At 70.1% G+C, this 20828-nt stretch carries 16 protein-coding genes; 13 read left to right on the top strand and 3 right to left on the bottom strand.

The genetic code is table 11. The features are described from left to right. From KCH87_RS20170 to pgi, 8 genes are all read left to right on the top strand, one after another. Positions 1 to 2952: a M14 family metallopeptidase gene (locus KCH87_RS20170; RefSeq protein WP_210587559.1), complete on the top strand. Its 2952-nt coding sequence runs from the start codon at positions 1 to 3 to the stop codon at positions 2950 to 2952. Positions 2953 to 3187: 235 nt separating this feature from the next. After that, positions 3188 to 4195: a type I glyceraldehyde-3-phosphate dehydrogenase gene (gene gap / locus KCH87_RS20175; RefSeq protein WP_210587560.1), complete on the top strand. Its 1008-nt coding sequence runs from the start codon at positions 3188 to 3190 to the stop codon at positions 4193 to 4195. Between the two features lie 143 nt (positions 4196 to 4338). Beyond that, the gene (gene pgk, locus KCH87_RS20180; protein ID WP_210587561.1) at positions 4339 to 5550 is read left to right on the top strand and encodes a phosphoglycerate kinase; all 1212 of its coding nucleotides are present in this window, start codon (positions 4339 to 4341) and stop codon (positions 5548 to 5550) included. 5 nt (positions 5551 to 5555) lie between these two features. Beyond that, positions 5556 to 6332 carry a triose-phosphate isomerase gene (tpiA, locus tag KCH87_RS20185; RefSeq protein ID WP_210587562.1) on the top strand — a complete coding sequence of 259 codons (777 nt, stop codon included), beginning with the start codon at positions 5556 to 5558 and terminating at the stop codon, positions 6330 to 6332. A 102-nt stretch (positions 6333 to 6434) separates the two neighbouring features. Further along, on the top strand, positions 6435 to 6665 hold the full coding sequence (gene secG, locus KCH87_RS20190; protein WP_210587563.1) for a preprotein translocase subunit SecG: 231 nt from the start codon (positions 6435 to 6437) through the stop codon (positions 6663 to 6665). Between the two features lie 199 nt (positions 6666 to 6864). Next, complete coding sequence (locus tag KCH87_RS20195; RefSeq protein WP_003957010.1) at positions 6865 to 7200, top strand: RNA polymerase-binding protein RbpA; 336 nt, start codon at positions 6865 to 6867, stop codon at positions 7198 to 7200. Between the two features lie 133 nt (positions 7201 to 7333). Next, positions 7334 to 8602 carry an MFS transporter gene (locus KCH87_RS20200; protein WP_210587564.1) on the top strand — a complete coding sequence of 423 codons (1269 nt, stop codon included), beginning with the start codon at positions 7334 to 7336 and terminating at the stop codon, positions 8600 to 8602. Between the two features lie 76 nt (positions 8603 to 8678). Continuing rightward, a complete protein-coding gene (pgi, locus tag KCH87_RS20205; protein WP_210587565.1) occupies positions 8679 to 10334 on the top strand; it encodes a glucose-6-phosphate isomerase in 1656 nt (551 codons plus the stop codon). A 49-nt stretch (positions 10335 to 10383) separates the two neighbouring features. Here the strand turns inward: pgi and KCH87_RS20210 are convergent, their stop codons facing one another. From KCH87_RS20210 to KCH87_RS20220, 3 genes are all read right to left on the bottom strand, one after another. After that, positions 10384 to 12666, bottom strand: a complete 2283-nt coding sequence (locus KCH87_RS20210) for an ABC transporter permease (RefSeq protein ID WP_210587566.1) — start codon at positions 12664 to 12666, stop codon at positions 10384 to 10386. 80 nt (positions 12667 to 12746) lie between these two features. After that, positions 12747 to 13496 carry an ABC transporter ATP-binding protein gene (locus tag KCH87_RS20215; protein WP_210587567.1) on the bottom strand — a complete coding sequence of 250 codons (750 nt, stop codon included), beginning with the start codon at positions 13494 to 13496 and terminating at the stop codon, positions 12747 to 12749. Next, positions 13493 to 14008 carry a PadR family transcriptional regulator gene (locus tag KCH87_RS20220; RefSeq protein WP_210587568.1) on the bottom strand — a complete coding sequence of 172 codons (516 nt, stop codon included), beginning with the start codon at positions 14006 to 14008 and terminating at the stop codon, positions 13493 to 13495. Before KCH87_RS20220 ends, KCH87_RS20215 begins: the two co-directional genes overlap by 4 nt. A gap of 124 nt (positions 14009 to 14132) precedes the next feature. Here KCH87_RS20220 and KCH87_RS20225 point away from each other — a divergent pair, with 124 nt between their 5' ends. The 5 genes from KCH87_RS20225 (at position 14133) to KCH87_RS20245 (ending at position 20808) form a co-directional block, all read left to right on the top strand. After that, positions 14133 to 15404 (top strand): ABC transporter substrate-binding protein, encoded by a 1272-nt coding sequence (locus tag KCH87_RS20225; protein WP_210587569.1) that lies wholly within the window; start codon positions 14133 to 14135, stop codon positions 15402 to 15404. A gap of 130 nt (positions 15405 to 15534) precedes the next feature. Then, positions 15535 to 17235 (top strand): glycoside hydrolase family 13 protein, encoded by a 1701-nt coding sequence (locus KCH87_RS20230; protein WP_210587570.1) that lies wholly within the window; start codon positions 15535 to 15537, stop codon positions 17233 to 17235. After that, a complete protein-coding gene (locus KCH87_RS20235; RefSeq protein ID WP_210587571.1) occupies positions 17232 to 18557 on the top strand; it encodes an ABC transporter substrate-binding protein in 1326 nt (441 codons plus the stop codon). The genes KCH87_RS20230 and KCH87_RS20235 overlap by 4 nt, the downstream gene beginning before the upstream one ends. A 5-nt stretch (positions 18558 to 18562) precedes the next feature. Further along, a complete protein-coding gene (locus KCH87_RS20240) occupies positions 18563 to 19972 on the top strand; it encodes an ABC transporter permease subunit (RefSeq protein ID WP_210587572.1) in 1410 nt (469 codons plus the stop codon). Next, on the top strand, positions 19969 to 20808 hold the full coding sequence (locus KCH87_RS20245; protein WP_210587573.1) for a carbohydrate ABC transporter permease: 840 nt from the start codon (positions 19969 to 19971) through the stop codon (positions 20806 to 20808). The genes KCH87_RS20240 and KCH87_RS20245 overlap by 4 nt, the downstream gene beginning before the upstream one ends. Positions 20809 to 20828: the final 20 nt, after the last annotated feature.

Raw genomic sequence — 20828 nt, forward strand, 5'->3', positions numbered from 1 at the left:
ATGAGACACAGAGCGAGATCGATCCTCGCTGTCGGCGCGCTCCTGATCGGTGGAGCGGCCATCGCACCCATCGCCCAGGCACAGAGCGCAAGTCCGTCCTCCGACCAGGACGAGGTCAAGGTCTTCCGCGCCGACGTCACCAAACAGCAGGTACCCCTGCTGCTGGCCACCGGACAGGACAGCCACGAACTCGGCGAGCAGGTGCCCGACAAGGGCACGGCCACCGTCGAGGTCTACCTCACCGACAAAGAGGCCGACAAGCTGGAGAAACAGGGCGTCGACCTCACCCAGCACACGCTCTCCGGCAAGGCCCGGGCCCGCGTCAAGGCCGCGGCCGAGGGTGTGTTCCGCCCGTACAGCGGGGACGGCGGACTTCAGCAGGAGATCCTCGCCACCGCACAGGCCAATCCCGGCCTGACCAAGGTCGTCTCCATCGGCAAGACCATCAAAGGCCAGGACATCCTGGCGCTGAAGCTCACCAAGAACGCCAAGAAGACGAAGGACGGGGCCAAGCCCTCCGTCCTCTACGCGTCCAACCAGCACGCGCGCGAGTGGATCACGCCGGAGATGACCCGGCGACTGATGCACTACTACGTCGACAACTACGCCACCGACAAGCGCATCAAGAAGATCGTCGACACGACCGAGGTGTGGTTCTTGCTCTCGGCCAACCCGGACGGCTACGACTACACCTTCCAGAGTTCCGACAACCGCCTGTGGCGCAAGAACCTGCGGGACGTCAACGGCGACGGCGCCATCAGCACCGGCGACGGCGTCGACCTCAACCGCAACTTCGCCTACAAGTGGGGCTACGACGACGAGGGTTCGTCCCCCAACCCCACCAGCGAGACCTACCGCGGCGCGGCCCCCGGCTCCGAGCCCGAGACCCAGGCGCTGGACACCTTCGAGCGGCGGATCGGCTTCGAGTACGGCATCAACTACCACTCCGCCGCCCAGCTCCTCCTCTACGGCGTCGGCTGGCAGGTCGCCACACCCACCCCGGACGACGTGCTGTACGAGTCCCTCGCCGGCACGCCGGAGAACTCCGCGATCCCCGGCTACCACCCGCAGGTCTCCTCGGAGCTCTACACGACCAACGGCGAGGCCGACGGCCACGCGGCGAACGTCAACGGCATGGCGATGTTCACCCCCGAGATGTCGACCTGCCAGACCGCATCGAACGTCGACCCCGACGACGAGTGGAACGCGGCCGACTGCCGGTCGATCTTCACCTTCCCGGACGACGAGACGCTGATCCAGCAGGAGTTCGCCAAGAACGTCCCGTTCGCGCTCTCCGTCGCCGAGTCCGCCGCCCACCCCGACCAGCCGTCCTCCTCGGTCGGCCTGAAGGCCGCCGACTTCACCCCGGCCCCGTTCGCGACGTCGTACTCGCGCGGCGCCGACCAGGAGGTCTCCGTCGTCGTACGGAAGTCGGTGCGCGACAAGGAGCTCAAGTACCGCGTCAACGGCGGCCGTACGTGGGACATGGCGCTGCGGCCCTGGAAGGGCGGCGAGACGTACGGCGGTGAGGACAACATCCACTTCGACGAGTACCGGGCCAAGGTCCAGGACGGCGAACCCGGCGACAAGGTCGAGGTCTGGTTCACCGGCGAGACCAGGAGCGGAAAGCCCACCTCCAGCGAGCACTTCACCTACACCATCGCCGAACGGCCCCGGGCCGACACGCTCGTCGTCGCCGAAGAGGGCGCGGCCGCCACTCAGGCACAGACCTACGTCGACGCGCTGAAGGCCAACGGCCGCAGGGCGCTCGTCTGGGACGTCGCCACGCAGGGCGCGCCCGACGCGCTCGGCGTGCTCGGTCACTTCGGCACGGTCGTGCACTACACGGGCGCCGGCGTCCCGGGCAACGCCACCCAGCTCCAGCTGCGTGCCTTCCTCAACGAGGGCGGCAAGCTGATCGAGGCGGGCGAGCAGGCCGGCGGCTCCGTCGACCTCGGCGGCGGCACCCTGTCGAACGACTTCAGTCAGTACTACCTGGGCGCCTACACCCGTACGTCCCTGCCGGACGCCACGTCCTTCGAGGGCTCGGGTCTTCTCGCGGGCGCCACCACGCCGTTGGGCGGCGCTCCCGGCAACCCCCTGAACGCGGCCGGGTCGTACAGCGTCACCTCCGACACGCTGTCCGTGGACACCTACCCGCAGTTCGAGAGCGCGGGAGCGGGCGCCTACCCCGGCACCGTCAACCCGTACGGCCCGTACCAAGGCGCCTACATGGCGGCCGTCACGCACAGCGACTACGCCTGGAACCGCCTCACCCGCACCGTCGACCTCACCTCGGTGAGTGCGTCCGAAAATCCAACTCTGCGCACCAGGCTGCTCTGGGACACCGAGGAGGGCTACGACCACGCCCTCCTGGAGGCGCACACAGTCGGTGCCGACGACTGGACCACGCTCCCGGAGGCAGGCGGCGCGACCAGCACCGCGGTGCCCACCGAGTGCGAGGCCGGGTACTTCATCCAGGCACATCCCGCCCTCAAGCGGTATCTGACGCTCGCCGGAGGCGCCTGCACACCCACCGGCACGTCCGGCTCCTGGAACAGCTTCACCGGGGCGTCGGCCGGCTGGCAGGAGGTCTCCTTCGATCTCTCCGCGTACGCAGGGAAGACGGTCGAGGTCTCCCTCGGCTACGTCACCGACCCCGGCAGCGGTGGCCGCGGCGTCCTCGCCGACAACGCGTCCGTCGTGATCGGCGGCAACGCCGTGGAGACGGAGGGCTTCGAGACGTCGCTGGGCGCCTGGAGCACTCCGGGACCGCCCGCGGGCAGTCCCGCCGTGGTCAAGGACTGGGGGCGCGCGGGCCAGCTGTTCCAGACGTACGGCGCGGTCACCACGGACGACACCGTGCTGCTGGGCTTCGGCCTGGAGCACGTCACCGCGCCCATCGGCCGTACGACTCTGATCGGCAAGGCGCTGGAGGCGCTCGACGGGTGAACCGACCGGTCAACGCGGACCGGCCGTCCGTAGTCACAACGGGTGATCCGTGAGTCATCACGCCTCGTGGGCGGGGCGGTCCGTACCCCTACTGGCGGGTACGGACCGCCCTGCCGTGTATGGGGCATCTCGATGTCACTCCCGAGGCCTCAGGGAGGTAGGGTCGTAGGCGGTCGGGGACATCCCATACAGCTCGCCGGTCTCGAAACCGGCGTACCAACGAGGAGATCGGTTCGTGACGATCCGCGTAGGCATCAACGGCTTTGGCCGCATCGGTCGTAACTACTTCCGCGCGCTGCTGGAGCAGGGTGCAGACATCGAGATCGTGGCTGTCAACGACCTGGGTGACACCGCGACCACCGCTCACCTGCTTAAGTACGACACGATCCTGGGCCGCCTGAAGCACGAGGTCACCCACACCGCCGACACGATCACCGTCGACGGTCACACGATCAAGGTGCTCTCCGAGCGCAACCCCTCCGACATCCCGTGGGGCGAGCTGGGCGTCGACATCGTCATCGAGTCGACCGGCATCTTCACGAAGAAGGCCGACGCCGAGAAGCACATCGCCGGCGGCGCCAAGAAGGTCCTCATCTCGGCTCCGGCCAAGGACGAGGACATCACCATCGTGATGGGCGTCAACGAGAACAAGTACGACGCGGCGAACCACCACGTCATCTCCAACGCCTCCTGCACCACCAACTGTGTGGCGCCGATGGCCAAGGTCCTCGACGAGAACTTCGGCATCGTCAAGGGTCTGATGACGACCGTCCACGCGTACACGAACGACCAGCGCATCCTGGACTTCCCGCACAAGGACCTGCGTCGCGCGCGTGCCGCCGCCGAGAACATCATCCCGACCACCACCGGTGCCGCCAAGGCCACCGCCCTGGTCCTGCCGCAGCTCAAGGGCAAGCTGGACGGCATCGCGATGCGCGTCCCGGTCCCGACCGGCTCGGCCACCGACCTCGTCGTGGAGCTGTCGCGCGAGGTCACCAAGGACGAGGTCAACGCCGCCTTCAAGAAGGCCTCCGAGGGCGAGCTTCAGGGCTACCTGACCTACACCGAGGACGAGATCGTCTCCTCGGACATCGTCGGCGACCCGTCGTCCTGCACCTTCGACTCCTCCCTGACCATGGTCCAGGAGGGCACGTCGGTGAAGATCCTCGGCTGGTACGACAACGAGTGGGGCTACTCCAACCGCCTCGTCGACCTCACGGTCTTCGTCGGCAACCAGCTCTGATCCACAGAGCAGGCATCTCGATGTGAGAGCAGGGCTCGGGCGGCGCACGCGCTGTCCGAGCCCTGACTCACGTACAGCGAGCCCGCTCGCGTGCAGATCGACCAGCCCTCTTACGATCAAGAGCCCCGTTCCAGGAGTCCCTCATGAAGACGATCGACGAACTTCTCGCCGAAGGCGTGGCCGGCAAGCGGGTCTTCGTCCGTGCCGACCTCAACGTGCCGATGGCCGACGGCCTCATCACCGACGACGGCCGTATCCGCGCGGTCCTGCCGACCATCAAGGCCCTCGCCGACGCGGACGCCAAGGTGGTCGTCGCCTCGCACCTGGGCCGCCCCAAGGGCGCCCCGGACCCGGCGTTCTCCCTGCTCCAGGCCGCCGAGCGGCTCGCTGAACTCCTCGGCGCCCCGGTCGCGTTCGCCCAGGACACCGTCGGCCCCGCCGCCCACGACGCGGTGAACGGTCTCCAGCCCGGCCAGGTCGCGGTCATCGAGAACCTGCGCTTCAACGCCGGCGAGACCTCCAAGGACGACACCGAGCGCGGCGAGTTCGCCGACCAGCTGGCGGCCCTCGTGGACGTCTACGTCGGCGACGGTTTCGGCGCGGTCCACCGCAAGCACGCCTCGGTATACGACCTCCCGGCCCGTCTGCCGCACTACGCCGGCTACCTCATCGCCACCGAGGTCGGCGTCCTGAAGAAGCTCACCGAGGACGTCCAGCGTCCGTACGTCGTCGCGCTGGGCGGAGCCAAGGTCTCCGACAAGCTCGCCGTCATCGACCAGCTGCTCGGCAAGGCGGACCGTCTGCTCATCGGTGGCGGTATGGCGTACACCTTCCTCAAGGCCAAGGGCTACGAGGTAGGCATCTCCCTCCTCCAGGAGGACCAGATCCCGACCGTCAAGGAGTACATCGAGCGTGCGGAGAAGAGCGGCGTCGAGCTGGTCCTCCCCGTCGACGTGCTGACCGGCTCCGAATTCCCGGACCTGAAGACCAAGGCTCCCGCGAACCCCACCACCGTCGCCGCGGACGCGATGCCCGCCGACCAGATGGGCCTGGACATCGGTCCGGAGTCCCGCAAGCTGTACGCCTCGAAGCTCACCGACGCCGCCACCGTCTTCTGGAACGGCCCCATGGGCGTCTTTGAACACCCCGATTACGCCGAGGGCACCAAGGCGGTCGCCCAGGCCCTCCTCGACTCCCCGGGCTTCACTGTCGTCGGCGGTGGCGACTCCGCCGCGGCCGTCCGCATCCTGGGCTTCGACGAGACCGCATTCGGCCACATCTCGACCGGTGGCGGCGCCTCCCTCGAATACCTCGAGGGCAAGACGCTCCCCGGCCTCGCCGCACTGGAGGACTGACCTTAATGAGCACGCGCACGCCGCTGATGGCGGGCAACTGGAAGATGAACCTCAACCACCTCGAGGCCATCGCCCACGTCCAGAAGCTCGCCTTCGCCCTCGCGGACAAGGACTACGAGGCCGTCGAGGTCGCCGTCCTGCCGCCCTTCACCGACCTGCGCTCCGTGCAGACCCTGGTCGACGGCGACAAGCTCAAGATCAAGTACGGCGCCCAGGACATCTCGGCACACGACTCCGGCGCCTACACCGGCGAGATCTCCGGCCCGATGCTGGCCAAGCTGAAGTGCACGTATGTGGCGATCGGTCACTCCGAGCGCCGTCAGTACCACGCCGAGACCGACGAGATCGTCAACGCCAAGGTCAAGGCCGCCTACAAGCACGGGCTGACGCCGATCATGTGCGTCGGCGAGGAGCTGGAGATCCGCGAGGCGGGCAACCACGTCACGCACACCCTCGCCCAGGTCGAGGGCGGTCTGAAGGACCTCCCGGCCGAGCAGGCCGAGGCCATCGTGATCGCCTACGAGCCCGTCTGGGCCATCGGCACCGGCAAGGTCTGCGGCGCCGAGGACGCCCAGGAGGTCTGCGCGGCCATCCGGGGCAAGCTCGCCGAGCTGTACTCCCAGGAGCTGGCCGACCAGGTCCGCATCCAGTACGGCGGCTCCGTCAAGGCGGGCAACGTGGCCGAGATCATGGCCCAGGCCGATGTCGACGGTGCGCTGGTCGGCGGGGCGTCGCTGGACGCGGACGAGTTCGTCAAGATCGTGCGCTTCCGCGACCAGTGAGTATGCGGTAGCGGCGGAACGTCGTACCCTTGCGGGGGCGCAGCCCAGTGGCTGTGCCCCTGTCGTCCATCCAGATCCGAGGAAGTTGGTCCAGCCGTGGTTATGGGGTTCTCGATCGCCCTGATCGTCTTCAGCGGGCTGCTGATGCTGCTGGTGCTGATGCACAAGGGGAAGGGCGGCGGCCTCTCCGACATGTTCGGTGGCGGCATGCAGTCGTCCGTCGGTGGCTCCTCGGTCGCCGAGCGCAACCTCGACCGCATCACCGTGGTGGTCGGTCTGCTGTGGTTTGCCACCATCGTCGTGCTCGGCATCATGATGAAGGTGAACAACTGAACGGCACGCACAATCCGTACGTAAGGCCCCATGTTCGGTACGCGCAGCTGAGCGCCACCTATCATGGGGCTTGCGTCTAGGTGTGAGGGCTGTAACTCCAATCACTGGACGCGCGTTGGGCCTTACGTAGACTGAGGCGCTCGCAGCGAAGCGAAACGCCGACTCGCTTCGCGGCACCATCACGCAGGGAGTTACGACCGTGGCAAGTGGCAACGCGATCCGAGGAAGCCGGGTCGGGGCGGGGCCGATGGGCGAGGCCGAGCGGGGCGAGTCCGCGCCCCGGCTGCGCATCTCCTTCTGGTGCTCCAACGGGCACGAGACGCAGCCCAGCTTCGCCAGCGACGCGCAGGTCCCCGATACCTGGGACTGCCCGCGCTGCGGCTTCCCCGCAGGACAAGACCGGGACAACCCGCCGGACCCGCCGCGCACCGAGCCGTACAAGACGCACCTCGCGTATGTACGGGAGCGGCGCAGCGACGCGGACGGCGAGGCGATCCTCGCCGAGGCACTCGCCAAACTGCGAGGCGAAATCTAGAGGTTGAGGACCGGCCGGGTACCGAGAGGTGCCTGGCCGGAGCTGTTTTGCGGCCGCCGGGCTCCCGCTCCCGGACCGATTGTCAGTGGTGCCCTCTACGGTTTGTGCATCGGGCGAATCGTGAGGGGGAGACGTGGCGACGGTCGAGGCGGGGGACGAGTGCGCTCCGGTGTGGCGTGGAGGGTTCGGGCGGCTGTGGAGCGCCGCCGTGCTCTCCAGCTTCGGTGACGCATTGCGTACGGCCGCGCTGCCGCTGCTCGCCGCGACGCTGACCGACCGGCCGCTGCTCATCGCCGCGGTGACGGCCTGTGGCTATCTGCCCTGGATCGTCTTCGGGCTGCTGGGCGGCGCCGTGGCCGACCGCGTGGACCAGCGGCGCGCGATGTGGATGGTCGATGCGGTACGAGGCCTGCTGGTCGCGTGTTTCGCGGCGGCCGTGGCTCTCGGACACGCCTCGATCGCCCTGCTGATCGCGCTGGCCTTCGCCCTGACCACCCTCCAGACACTCTTCGACAACGCGTCGACGGCCCTGCTGCCCGCCCTGGTGGACCGCGCGGCGCTCGGCGGCGCGAATGCGCGCCTGCTGACCGGCCAGCGCGTCGCGGGCGGTCTGCTGGGCGCGCCGGTCGTGCCCCTGCTGATCGCGGCCGGAGCGGCGGTGCCCTTCGCGGCCGACGCGGTCACGTTCCTGTTGGCGGCCGCGCTGGTCGCCTCCCTGCGGACCCCGCCGCCCGAGCGGAAGCCCGGACCGGCGGGCAGCACCCTGCGCCGGGAGATCGCGGAAGGGCTGCGCACCCTGTGGCGGGACCGGGCCCTGCGCGGCCTGTGCGCCGCCACCGCCCTGTGCAACATCGGCATGGGCGCCCTCATCGCCATGCTGGTGCTCCTGGTGACGGGCTGGCTGGACGCGGGCACCACGGGCTACGCGATGGCCATGACGGCATTCACCGTCGGCAGCCTGACCGGCGGGGTGGCCGGCGGCCCGATCGTCGCCCGGGTGGGCCGGGTCCGGGGGGTGCTGCTCGCCGGGGTCGTGCAGACCGGTGCGCTCGTCGTGATGGGCTCGGTGCGCAGCCTGGTCGCACTGGCTGCCGCCATGGCCGTGTTCGGGTTCATGAACATGGTGTGGAACGTCAACAGCACGACCCTGGTGCAGCAGCGCAGCCCCGCCGAGCTGCTGGGCCGGGTCAGCTCCGCCTTCCGGACGGTCGGCGCCGCCGGGGCACCGCTGGGCGCCCTGCTGGGCGGAGTGGTCGCCGCTGCCTGGGGACTGAACACCCCCGCCCTGCTTGCGGCCGCCTTCTTCGTCCTGTCCGTCACCGCGCTGATACCCGCGCTCAAGGTGAACGTACTTGTTGTTGCACCGCACGACGACGTCACGGCAGGTCACGTCCCGCGCTGATCAATTAGGTTGGGACCGGCAGCGGGGCAAGGTACGCACGCAGCACGAGCAGGCAGGAAGAAGGCTGAAGTCCGACATGAACGCAGACGGCCGTACCCGGCTCAACCAGACGCCCGAGTGGACCGCGCTGGCCAAGCATCGCGAGGAACTCGGCGTCGCGCAGCTGCGCGAGCTGTTCGCCGCCGACCCCGGCCGCGGCTCCGGCTACACGCTCCAGGTCGGCGACCTCTACGTCGACTACTCCAAGCACCTCGTCACCGACGAGACGCTGCGGCTGCTGCGCGAGCTGGCCGCCGCCACCGATGTGTTCGGCCTCAGGGACGCCATGTTCCGCGGCGAGAAGATCAACACCACCGAGGACCGCGCGGTACTGCACACCGCGCTGCGCGCGCCGCGGGACGCGGTGGTCGAGGTCGACGGGGAGAACGTCGTGCCCGGTGTGCACGCCGTCCTCGACAAGATGGCCGGCTTCGCCGAGCGCGTCCGTTCCGGCGCCTGGACCGGCCACACCGGCAAGCGCATCAAGAACGTGGTCAATATCGGCATCGGCGGCTCCGACCTCGGCCCGGCGATGGCGTACGAGGTGCTGCGCAGCTTCACCGACCGCGACCTGACGGTCCGCTTCGTGTCGAACGTGGACGGGGCCGACCTGCACGAGGCCGTCCGTGACCTGGACGCGGCTCAGACGCTGTTCATCGTCGCCTCCAAGACGTTCACCACGATCGAGACGATCACCAACGCGACTTCGGCACGCAACTGGCTGCTGGGCGAGCTGAAGGCCGGTCAGGAGGCTGTCGCCAAGCACTTCGTGGCGCTGTCGACGAACTCCGAGAAGGTGTCGGACTTCGGCATCGACACGGCCAACATGTTCGAGTTCTGGGACTGGGTAGGCGGCCGCTACTCGTTCGACTCGGCGATCGGCCTGTCCCTGATGATCGCCATCGGTCCGGACCGGTTCCGGGAGATGCTCGACGGGTTCCGGATCGTCGACGAGCACTTCAAGAGCACACCCGCCGAGGCCAACGTGCCGCTGCTGCTCGGCCTGTTGGGCATCTGGTACGGCAACTTCCATGACGCCCAGTCGCACGCGGTGCTGCCCTACAGCCACTACCTCTCCAAGTTCACCGCCTACTTGCAGCAGCTGGACATGGAGTCCAACGGCAAGTACGTCGGGCGGGACGGCATCCCGGTGGAGTGGCAGACGGGGCCCGTCGTCTGGGGCACGCCCGGCACCAACGGGCAGCACGCGTACTACCAGCTGATCCACCAGGGCACGAAGTTGATCCCGGCCGACTTCATCGGCTTCGCCGAGCCGGTCGCCGAGCTGAGCGACGAACTGGGAGCACAGCACGACCTGTTGATGGCGAACTTCTTCGCCCAGACGCAGGCGCTGGCCTTCGGCAAGACGCCGGACGATGTGCGCGCGGAGGGTGTGCCCGAGGAGCTGGTGGCGCACAAGACGTTCCTGGGCAACCACCCCACGACCACGATCCTCGCGCGTGAGCTGACCCCGTCGGTCCTCGGCCAGCTGATCGCCCTCTATGAGCACAAGGTGTTCGTGCAGGGTGCCGTCTGGAACATCGACTCCTTCGACCAGTGGGGCGTCGAGCTGGGCAAGGTCCTCGCCAAGCGCGTCGAGCCCGCGCTGACCGAGGGCGCGGAGGTGCCCGGCCTTGACGCGTCCAGCAAGGCCCTGGTCGCCAAGTACCGGGAGTTGCGCGGCAGGCAGTGACCGTGCTGCGGGAAGCGTGCGGTCCGGGCCGTCCGCTTCCCGCGGGGCTCTATGCCACCGCGCTCAGCGTGTCGGCGAGTCGGCGGCCGGCCGCGCGGGTCGCGGGCAGGGCGGCGAGGGCGGCGGCGCCGAGTACGGCGGCTGCGCCGAACAGCAGCAGGAGTACGGGCGAGGGACCCTGAGCTATCCCGGCGCCGATGCCGCTGGACCTGCCCTGGGTGTCGATGAGCCAGTGCGCGAGGGGCAGCCCCAGCGCCGTGCCGAGCAGGACCGCGGCCAGGGCGGTGCAGGCAGTGGCGGTGACGGTGATGGCGGTGATCTGTCGCGGGGTCAGGCCGACGGCCTTGAGCGCCAGCAGGTCCCGCTCGCCCTCGCGGACGCTGCCGCCGATCACGGTCAGCAGCTCGACGATCCCGATGAGGGCGAGGACGGCGATCAGCCCGAGCACGACTCCGCGCAGCGGTGACAGCCCGTCCGCCGGGTTCGGCACGGCGTGCACGTCCAGGTGCCCTCGGGCCGCCCTGTCCAGGTCGTCCGCCACCTCGTGGGCGGCGGCGCCCGGCTGGAGGCGCAGCTGGTAGAGCGTGGGGCGCAGTCGGGGGTCGTTCTCGCGGAGGGTGTCGAGCGAGGTGGAGATGACCCGTCCGGCGTTCTCCGGCTCGATGCTGCGGCCCACGATGTGCAGGATCTGCGGCTGGTCGCCCACGGTCATGCGCACCCAGTCGCCGACGTGCACGTCCAGCAGATCGAGCAGCCCCTGTCCGGCCACCGCCTCGTCCCGGCCGTGCGCCGGGCGGCCCTCGGCCAGGGCGTAAGGGTACGGGTCCTGGCGGGTGCCGAGACCGCGCAGGGCGATGGTGGCCGTCTGGCCCGGTACCAGGGCCGCTACCTCGACGCCCGCGTGCGCTGCGGCGATCCGCGGGTCGCGGTCGAGCAGGGCCCGGACGTCGCGGTCACCGACCTCGCTGTCGGGGCGGACGGTGAGCGCGGCGGCGAGGCCGACCTGGTCGGGCCTGCTGTGGAAGCGGTCGATGGTGGTCCACGCGCTCATCGCCACCACGATCAGCAGCAGGGGCAGCGCGAGCCGGGCGACGGTGGCCGGCGTCCGCGGCCGGCGGGGGAACGCCTTGTGCCAGCCCAGGACCAGGGCCGGCGGCAGCCGCAGCCCGAGTGCCCCGCGCGCCAGGCCGGACAGTCGGCCGGTCGCCGGCGCGGCGGTCCTCGGCACCGGCACCGGGGACACCCGGCCCGCGCGCCAGGCCGCGAGCCCGGTCGTCGCGGCGATGAACAGCACGGCACCCACGGGTATCGCCAGCAGAGCCGCGGTGTGCCCCGGCAGTCCCTGCCACATGCCGACCGCGTCCCCGAGGCGGCCCGGTATCCGGCGCCCCAGAGCCTGGGTGAGTGCTGCCGCGGCCACCGCGCCGAACAGGGCGTAGGCGACGTGCTGGAGCAGGAAGACGCGGACGACCTGACCAGGCGTGAAGCCGATCGCCTTCAGTACCGAGATGTCGCGCAGATGGCCCCGGATGCGGGTGCCGATCGCCCCGTGCACGGCCAGCCCGGCGGCGAGCAGCGCGCCGAGCCCGAACAGACCGAGCACCTGGCCGAGGAGCCGGGTGTCGCCCTGTGCCTCGGACCGGGCCTGCTGCCAGGTGGAGACCTCGCTGACCGCGCCGGCGCCGAGGACGGTGACGGCGCGCTGGACGGCGTAGTCCGTGTCGTCGGGATCCGTCAGGCGCAGGCCGGTCACCTCGCTGTCCGGGGCGCGTACGGCGGAGGGCAGCGCCCATACGAGTCCCGGGCGCTCGCCGGGGCGGTAGCGCGGCTCGGCGCTGTCGGCGATCCCGGCGACGGTCAGGGTGCGCGCGGTGCCGGGCAGGGCGAGGACGTCTCCGGGCTCGGCGAGCAGGGCGCGGGCCAGATGGCTCTCCAGCACCACGCCGTCGGGGTGTGTGCCGTCCAGCCAGCGGCCCGAGGTGAGGAGCGGGCGCCCGATGGCGGGCCGGGCGGTGGTGCCGCGCAGTTCGACCGAGGCGCGGACGCCGCGGGAGGCCACGGTGGCCGACTCGGTGGGGTAGGGGCCGGCGATGGATTCGACGCCGTCCAGAGCGGCGAGTGTGCGCGCGTCGGCGGAGGGGGCGGTGTGGATCCACACGTGCGCGTCCCGTGACTGTGTGAAGACACGCTGCCAGGGGTTGGTGGCGTAGCCGAAGAGTGCCGTCGCCAGGAGCAGGGAGACGACGACTCCGGCGGTGGCGAGCACGATGAACAGCGCTTCGCCACGGTGTGTGCGCAGATCGGAGTGCACCCAGCGCAGGGTTGCTCGCATGGGCTTCAGTCTCCCGGCCCGGATCGTCCCGGCTCGCGCGCGTCCGGGCGGCCGGGCGCCAGTTCGTCGTCCACCGCGGATCAGTCCTTCAGCTCCAGCACCCCGGACGTACCGACCCGGCGTGACGGTGTGCCGGTCAGTTCGGCGTCGTCCGCGATGCGTCCGTCGAAGAAGCTGATGACCCGGTCCGCGGCGCTCGCCAGCCGGGCGTCATGGGTGACCAGCACGATGGTCTGGCCGCGCTGGTGGAAGCGGGAGAGCAGCCGCGTCACCTCGCGGGTGCCCCGGCTGTCCAGGCTGCCGGCCGGCTCGTCGGCCAGCAGCAGCGGCGGGTGGTTGACCAGGGCACGGGCCAGCGCGACCCGCTGCTGCTCGCCGCCCGACAGCTCGCCCGGCATGCTGCGCTCCTTGCCGGTCAGCCCCAGTTCGGCAAGCAGCGCCTCCCGCTCGGCCCGCGCACGCTTCGGCGGCACCCCGGCGAGGAGAGCGGGCAGCTCGACGTTGTCCGCGACGGAGAGGTTGGAGACCAGGTTGAAGAACTGGAAGACGATCCCGATGCTCCGGCGCCGCTCCACCGCCCAGCGCGCCTCGCTGTAGGAGTCCGTCGACTCGCCGTCCAGCCAGATGCTGCCGCCGTCCGGTCGTTGCAGTCCTCCGAGCAGGTGCAGCAGCGTCGACTTGCCGGCGCCGGACGGGCCGGTGACGGCCACGAACTCGCCCCGCGTCACGCACAGATCGACCCCGCGCACGGCATGCGCCGGGGCACCCTCGCCGCGGTGCGTCTTGACCAGGCCCTCGGCGCGCAGCAGAGGAGAGGGGCTCTCGCTCACTCCGACTCCTCCAGTTCCTCCTGGCAGCGTTCCAACCAGTCGAGGTCGGCCTGTAGATGCAGCATCGCGCCCTCGATCAGCAGATGGGCGACACGGTTGTCCCGGTCCTCGGCGGCGGCCAGCTTCGACAGGCTGCGCATGGTGTTCAGGTACTGGCGCCGCTGCTTGTTGATCAGCACGATCTGGTCGGCCAGACCGGTCTGCGGGGCGAGGGCGAGCTTCATGAAGAACTCGTCCCGCACCCGCGGCTCGTCCGCCGTCTCCTCGTACCAGGCGTGCAGCGCCTCACGCCCGGCGTCGGTGAGGTGGTAGATCTTCTTGTTGGGCCGGTTGGACTGCTCGACCTCTTCGCCCTCGATCAGTCCCGACTTCTCGAGGCGGCCGAGGGTCACGTAGATCTGGCCGATGTTGGGCTGAGGGTACGCGGAGCCCAGCAGTTGCTCAAGGTCCTGCTTGAGCTCGTAGCCATGCGCCGGTCCGCGCGCGAGGAGTGCCAGGAGCGGCAGGCGCACTCGTCCTCTCCTCCCCGCGTCCTTGTAATGTGCTACAGACCCTAGTATCGCCCATACCTAACAGGTATACATGGCCTCTGACTCCGGGCGAAGGTGCTCGGCGCCGGTGCACAGGGAGGAACCTATGCGGTGGATACATGCCGCCGGTAGGGGCCTTCTCGTCCTCGCCGTGATCTTGACCGGTTACGTGGCCTCCGGCGCACGGGCCGACGAGCCGGCCGCGGGCGGCCGGGGGCCCTTGACCCTCGCCACCGCCGGAGACCTCACCGGCTACCTCGGCCCCCTGCTGGCGGGATGGAACCGTACCCATCCCGACGAGAAGGTGACGCTCGTCGAGCTCCCCGACTCGGCCGACGAGACCCGCGCGCAGATGATCACCGACCTGCGCGGCGGCGACCGCGGCCGCTTCGACGTCCTCAACATCGACGTCGCCTGGACCTCCGAGTTCGCGGCGGCCGGCTGGATCCGCCCGCTGTCACGCGACCGCTTCCCGCTCGGTTCGTTCCTGCCCCCGGTCGTCGACACGGCGACGTACGACGGGCGGCTGTACGCCGTTCCCTACGTCACCAACGCCGCCCTGCTGCTCTACCGCAAGGACGTCCTCGCGAGGGAGGGCCTGCCGCCGCCGCGCACCTGGGCCGAGCTGGAGCGGGCCGCGCGGACAGTCGCCCCGAAGTACGGCCTCGACGGCTATGCCGGCCAGTTCCTGCCGTACGAGGGGCTCACCGTCAACGCGGCCGAGGCCGTGTACTCGGCCGGCGGCACGATTCTGGGCGACGAGGGGGAGCGCGTCACCGTGAACTCGGAGGCGGCCCGCGACGGTATCGGGTTCCTGGCCCGCGGGGTGCGCGAGGGCTGGATCCCGCGTCGGGCGCTGGCCTACAAGGAGGAGGAGTCCAAGCAGGCCTTCCTCGACGGCAGCCTGTTGTTCCTGCGTAACTGGCCGTACGCCTACGCCGCCGCCTCGGCCGAGGGGTCCCCGCTGGCCGGGAAGGTCGGGGTCGTGCCGCTGCCCGGTCCCGACGGGCCGGGCGCGAGCGTGCTCGGCGGCTCCAATCTGGCCGTGAACACCCATGCGCGGCACCCTGACACGGCCGCACGCCTGCTCGCGTACCTCACCAGCGAACCCGTCCAGCGCCAGGTCCTCACCCGGGGCACGCTGCCACCGGTGCGCGCCGCGCTCTATGACGATCCCGCGCTCATCCGGCGCTTTCCATATCTGCCGACCCTGCGCGAGAGCGTGCTCACCGCCGCGCCGCGTCCCAAGAGCCCGCGCTACGACCAGGTCAGCCTGGTGGTGCAGGCGGCCGTGCAGGACGCGATGACCGGGCGTGAGACGTCCGGGGACGCGGTGCGACGGCTGGCGCGCGAGCTCGCGGCCATCTCCCGACGATAGTTACCTGTTAGGTAACGCTGACGTATCGGCCTGTCGTTTTGTGTCCAGATAGGTCCCCATTTGCCTGGCCAACTGCTCGGTATGCGCGACGTATTCATTGACACCTCTGCGACACGTCTACTTAACATGCATGCATAACCGTCAGCCCTCGCAGAGACAGGTCAATGGGTTGAACAAGCAGCACTGGTGGCGCGACGCGGTGATCTACCAGGTGTACGTCCGCAGCTTCCTGGACAGCACCGGAGACGGCATCGGCGATCTCGCGGGGGTCAGGGCCGGACTGCCGTATCTGAAGAAGCTCGGCGTCGACGGGATCTGGCTGAGCCCCTTCTACCCCTCGCCCCAACACGACCACGGCTACGACGTGGCCGACTACTGCGATGTCGATCCCGTCTTCGGCGACCTCGCCGAGTTCGACCTGCTGATGGCGGCGGCCCGACGGCTCGGCATCAGGGTGCTGCTCGACATCGTTCCCAACCACTGCTCCAGCGAGCACCCGTGGTTCCGTGCGGCGCTCGACGCCGGACCGGGCAGCGCGGCCCGCGCCCGCTTCCACTTCACCGACGGCCGTGGACCCGACGGCGCCGAGCCGCCCAACAACTGGCACTCCATGTTCGGCGGCCCGGCCTGGAGCCGGGTGACCGAGGCGGACGGGCGGCCCGGCCAGTGGTACCTGCACATGTTCGCGCCCGAGCAGCCCGACTGGAACTGGCGCAACCCCGAGATCGGCGCCGAGTTCGACCGGATCCTCCGCTTCTGGCTGGACCGGGGCATCGACGGCTTCCGGATCGACGTCGCCGCCGGCCTCTTCAAGCACCCCGAGCTGCCCGACTCGGACGACCCGGAGGCCGACGCCCGCACCCGGGACTCGGTCAACCCGCTCGCCTGGAACCAGCCCGAGGTGCACGACGTGTGGCGGCACTGGCGGGCCGTGTGCGAGGAATACGCCGCCCGCGACGGCCGTGAGCGGCTGCTGGTCGGCGAGGTGTCCGTCCCGACCGCCCGCGAACACGCCGAGTACGTCCGCTCCGACGAACTCCACCAGGCCTTCTTCTTCGACCTGCTCGGCGCGGCCTGGGACGCCGACGCCTTCCGCAAGGTCGTCTCCGAGGCCATGGAGGACATAGCCGGCACGGGCTCGACGGTCACCTGGGTCCTCAACAACCACGACCAGATCCGCACCGTCACCCGCTACGGCGAACCGGCCACCGAGTGCGGCGGTCTCGGTGCCGCCCGCGCCCGCGCCGCCGCGCTGTTGCTGCTCGCGCTGCCCGGAGCCGCGTACATCTACCAGGGCGAGGAGCTGGGTCTGCCCGAGGTCGTCGACCTGCCGGACGATGTGCTCACCGACCCGATCTTCCGCCGTACCGGCAGCCGGGCCGGGATCCGTGACGGCTGCCGGGTGCCGCTGCCCTGGTCGGGACAGGCCTCGCCGTTCGGCTTCACCTCCGGGGTGGAGGGCGTGAAGCCGTGGCTGCCGCAGCCGGAGTGGTTCGCCGAGCACGCCACCGACCGGGCCCTCGCCGACACCCGCTCCTTCTGGCACCTCTACCGCGACGGCCTCCAACTACGAGCCTCCCTGCCCCAGTTGGGCGAGGGCACGCTGCGCTGGCTGGACAGCCCGCCGGGCGTCCTCACCTTCGTCCGCGGCGACGACCTGGTCTGCGCCGTCAACTTCACCACGGCGCCCGTGCCCGCACCGGTCTCCGGCACCCCGCTGCTGTCCAGCGGGCCGTGCCCGGAGGACGGGGTGCTGCCCGGCTCGACGGCCGCCTGGTGGATCAGTGACCTCACGTCAATTCCCCACCCTCCGAAGGGACATCAACGATGATGCGACGACGTACCACCCTGCTCACCGGCTGCATCGGCCTCGTACTGGCGCTCGGCGCCACCGCCTGTGGCGGCGGCCCGGTCACGGCCGGCGGAGGTGACAAGGCGCTCAGCGGCGAGACGGTCACCGTGGCCGGAGTCTGGTCCGGCAGCGAGCAGGAGAACTTCCAGAAGGTGCTCGACGCCTTCGGCGAGAAGACCGGCGCGAAGACCCAGTTCGTGTCCACCGGGGACAACGTCTCCACCGTCGTCGGCAGCAAGATCGAGGGCGGCAACGCCCCCGACGTCGTGATGGTCCCGCAGGTCGGCGTGCTCCAGCAGTTCGCGAAGGAGGGCTGGCTCAAGCCGCTGTCCAAGACCGCCAAGCAGTCCGTCGGCGCCAACTACGCGGATGTCTGGAAGACGTACGGCAGCGTCGACAGCACGCTGTACGGCCTGTACTTCAAGGCTGCCCACAAGTCGACCGTCTGGTACAGCCCCGACGCCCTCGCCCAGGCCGGGGTCGAGCCTCCGGCGACGTACGACGAGATGCTGAAGGCCGGGCAGACGGTCTCCGACTCCGGTCTTGCCGCGTTCTCGGTCGCAGGGCAGGACGGCTGGACGCTCACCGACTGGTTCGAGAACGTCTACCTCTCCCAGGCCGGCCCCGAGAAGTACGACGCCCTGGCCGCCCACGAGCTGAAGTGGACCGACGCCAGTGTGGTCGAGGCGCTCACCACGCTCGGCAAGCTGTTCAAGGACAAGCAGCTGGTCGCGGGCGGTCAGAAGGGGGCCCTCAACACCGACTTCCCGGGCTCGGTGGAGAAGGTGTTCGGGCCGAAGCCCGAGGCCGGCATGGTCTACGAGGGCGACTTCGTCGCCGGTGTCGCCAAGGACCAGTTCGGCAAGAACATCGGCGAGGACGCGAACTTCTTCCCGTTCCCGGCGGTCGCCGGTGGCACCGCGCCGGTGGTCAGCGGCGGAGACGCGGCCGTCGTCCTCAAGGACGGCAAGAACGCCGACGCCGGCATGAAGCTCCTGGAGTACCTCGCGACCCCCGAGGCCGCGGAGGTGTGGGCCGAGGCGGGCGGCTTCCTCTCCCCGAACAAGGGGCTCGACCTCGCCTCCTACGGCGACGACGTCGCCCGGGCCACCGCCAAGTCCCTGGTCGGCGCGGGCGATTCGGTCCGCTTCGACATGTCCGACCAGGCGCCGGCGGCCTTCGGCGGCACCAAGGGCGCGGGCGAGTGGAAGATCCTCCAGGACTTCCTGCGCGACCCCTCGGACCCGAAGGGCACCGCCGCCGAGCTGGAGGGCGCGGCGGCCAAGGCGTACGGGAACTGACGGCCATGACCGCGACCCTCGTGAAAGAGACGAGCCCCCCGGCCGCCGCCGGTGCCGGACGGGGCCGGCGCCTGCGGCGGCGGGGGCGCCCGGCCGCCGCCGGTGCCGGACGGGGCCGGCGCCTGCGGCGGCGGGGGCGGATCGTCGCCCTGCTGTTCGTCCTCCCCGCCCTGCTCCTGCTCGGCGCCCTCGTCGTCTACCCGGTGCTGTTCTCCGTCGGCCGCAGCTTCTTCGACGCGTCCGGGACACAGTTCGTCGGCGGCGACAACTACACCGAGATGTTCCGCGACCCGGCGACCCTCAAGGCCGTACGCAACACCGCGATCTGGGTCGTCGTGGCGCCGACGCTGCTGACCGGGCTGGGGCTGATCCTGGCCGTGCTGGTGGAGAAGGTCCGCTGGGCGACGGCGTTCAAGCTGCTGCTGTTCATGCCCATGGCGGTCTCCTTCCTCGCCGCCGGCATCATCTTCCGGCTCGCCTACGACGAGGATCCGGACAAGGGCGTGCTGAACGCCGCGGTGGTCGGCGTCCACGACGCCGTCCAGGGCACGTCGTCGTATCCGACGGCCCGGGCACGCGACGGCGAGGGGATGGCCAAGGCGGCGGACGGGGCGTACCGGACAACCGCGGGCGTCTCGCCGGGCGACACGGTGGCGCTCGGCCTGGTCGGCGTACTGCCTGGCGACGTGCCGGACGGCGCCGAGCCCGCCTACGCGGCGGCCGGGCAGCAGGCCGCCACCGGTGAGCTGCGCGGTGTCGTGTACCTGGACTTCACTCCCGGCGGGGGAGGGGAGCAGGGCAGGGTCGACCGGCAGGAGAGCGGGCTGCCGGAGATGACGGTGGAGGCGGTGCGCGACGGGAAGACGGTCGGCACGGCGACCACCGCGTCCGACGGCTCCTTCCGCTTCGAAGGGCTCGCCGAGGGCTCGTACACCGTGCAACTGCCCGCGTCGAACTTCGCCCCGCCCTACGACGGCGTCTCCTGGCTCGGGCCGGCGCTCGTGACGCCCGCGATCATCGGGGCGTATCTGTGGATCTGGACCGGCTTCGCGATGGTGCTGATCGGCGCGGGGCTGGCGACGCTGCCCCGGGACGCGCTGGAAGCGGCCCGGATGGACGGCGCCAACGAGTGGCAGATCTTCCGGAAGATCACCGTGCCGCTGCTCGGGCCGGTGCTGACCGTGGTGTTCGTGACCCTGGTGATCAACGTGATGAAGGTCTTCGACCTCGTCTACATCATCGCGCCCGGACCGGTGCAGGAGGACGCGACCGTCCTGGCGACGCAGATGTGGCTGGTGTCCTTCGGGGGCGGCAACGACCAGGGACTCGGCAGCGCGCTCGGTGTGCTGCTGCTGCTCCTGGTGATCCCCGCGATGGTCTTCAACGTCCGCCGTTTCCGAAGGAGTCAGCGATGAACGCCGTCCGACGGGGCCTGGGCAACAGCCTGGTCCAGGCCTTCCTCGTGGTGCTGGGCCTGATCTGGCTCACCCCGCTGGCCGGGCTGTTCCTGTCGTCGCTGCGGTCTGCCGAGGACACGGCGACGGGCGGCTGGTGGACGGTGTTCACCAGCCCCGGGCAGCTGTCCTTCGACAACTACTCCGCGCTGCTGGAGAACGCCGGCATCACCCAGGCCTTCTGGAACACCGTACTGATCTCGGTCCCGGCCACGACCCTGGTCGTCGTCATCGCGGCACTCGCCGGATACGCCTTCGCCTGGCTGGACTTCCCCGGCCGCGAGCCGATCTTCCTGCTGGTGGTCGCGCTGTTGGTGGTGCCGGTGCAGATCGGTCTGCTGCCGGTGGCCAAACTCTTCGGCCAGCTCGGCCTGTTCGGCACGATCCCGGGTGTGGTGCTCTTCCACGTGGCCTACGGGCTGCCGTTCGCCGTGTTCCTGCTGCGCAACTACTTCGCCGAGATACCGAAGGAGATGCTGGAGGCGGCCCGGATGGACGGCGGCAGCGAGTGGCGCATCTTCACCCGCCTCATCCTGCCGGTCGGCCGCCCGGCCATCGCCAGCCTCGCCATCTTCCAGTTCCTGTGGGTCTGGAACGACATGCTGGTGGCCCTGCTGTTCGCGGACAGCTCCGCCCAGCCGCTCACGGTGGAACTCCAGTCCCAGATACGGCAGTTCGGCAGCAACATCGACGTACTGGCGCCGGGCGCCTTTGTGTCGCTGATCGTGCCGGTCGTGGTGTTCTTCGCGTTTCAGCGGCACTTCGTGCAGGGGGTGATGGCGGGGTCGGTCAAGTGACGGCGACCCTCGGGCTGCCT

This window comes from Streptomyces sp. GESEQ-35 (assembly GCF_017948485.1).
GTDB lineage: Bacteria > Actinomycetota > Actinomycetes > Streptomycetales > Streptomycetaceae > Streptomyces.

What these genes read in the sequence shown, in the direction of transcription:
- KCH87_RS20240 (WP_210587572.1), top strand. Translation starts at nt 18,563, where the DNA reads ATGACCGCGACCCTCGTGAAAGAGACGAGCCCCCCGGCCGCCGCCGGT.
- KCH87_RS20245 (WP_210587573.1), top strand. Translation starts at nt 19,969, where the DNA reads ATGAACGCCGTCCGACGGGGCCTGGGCAACAGCCTGGTCCAGGCCTTC.
- KCH87_RS20230 (WP_210587570.1), top strand. Translation starts at nt 15,535, where the DNA reads ATGCATAACCGTCAGCCCTCGCAGAGACAGGTCAATGGGTTGAACAAG.
- pgi (WP_210587565.1), top strand. Translation starts at nt 8,679, where the DNA reads ATGAACGCAGACGGCCGTACCCGGCTCAACCAGACGCCCGAGTGGACC.
- KCH87_RS20170 (WP_210587559.1), top strand. Translation starts at nt 1, where the DNA reads ATGAGACACAGAGCGAGATCGATCCTCGCTGTCGGCGCGCTCCTGATC.
- KCH87_RS20225 (WP_210587569.1), top strand. Translation starts at nt 14,133, where the DNA reads ATGCGGTGGATACATGCCGCCGGTAGGGGCCTTCTCGTCCTCGCCGTG.
- KCH87_RS20210 (WP_210587566.1), bottom strand. Translation starts at nt 12,666, where the DNA reads ATGCGAGCAACCCTGCGCTGGGTGCACTCCGATCTGCGCACACACCGT.
- KCH87_RS20235 (WP_210587571.1), top strand. Translation starts at nt 17,232, where the DNA reads ATGATGCGACGACGTACCACCCTGCTCACCGGCTGCATCGGCCTCGTA.
- tpiA (WP_210587562.1), top strand. Translation starts at nt 5,556, where the DNA reads ATGAGCACGCGCACGCCGCTGATGGCGGGCAACTGGAAGATGAACCTC.
- secG (WP_210587563.1), top strand. Translation starts at nt 6,435, where the DNA reads ATGGGGTTCTCGATCGCCCTGATCGTCTTCAGCGGGCTGCTGATGCTG.
- pgk (WP_210587561.1), top strand. Translation starts at nt 4,339, where the DNA reads ATGAAGACGATCGACGAACTTCTCGCCGAAGGCGTGGCCGGCAAGCGG.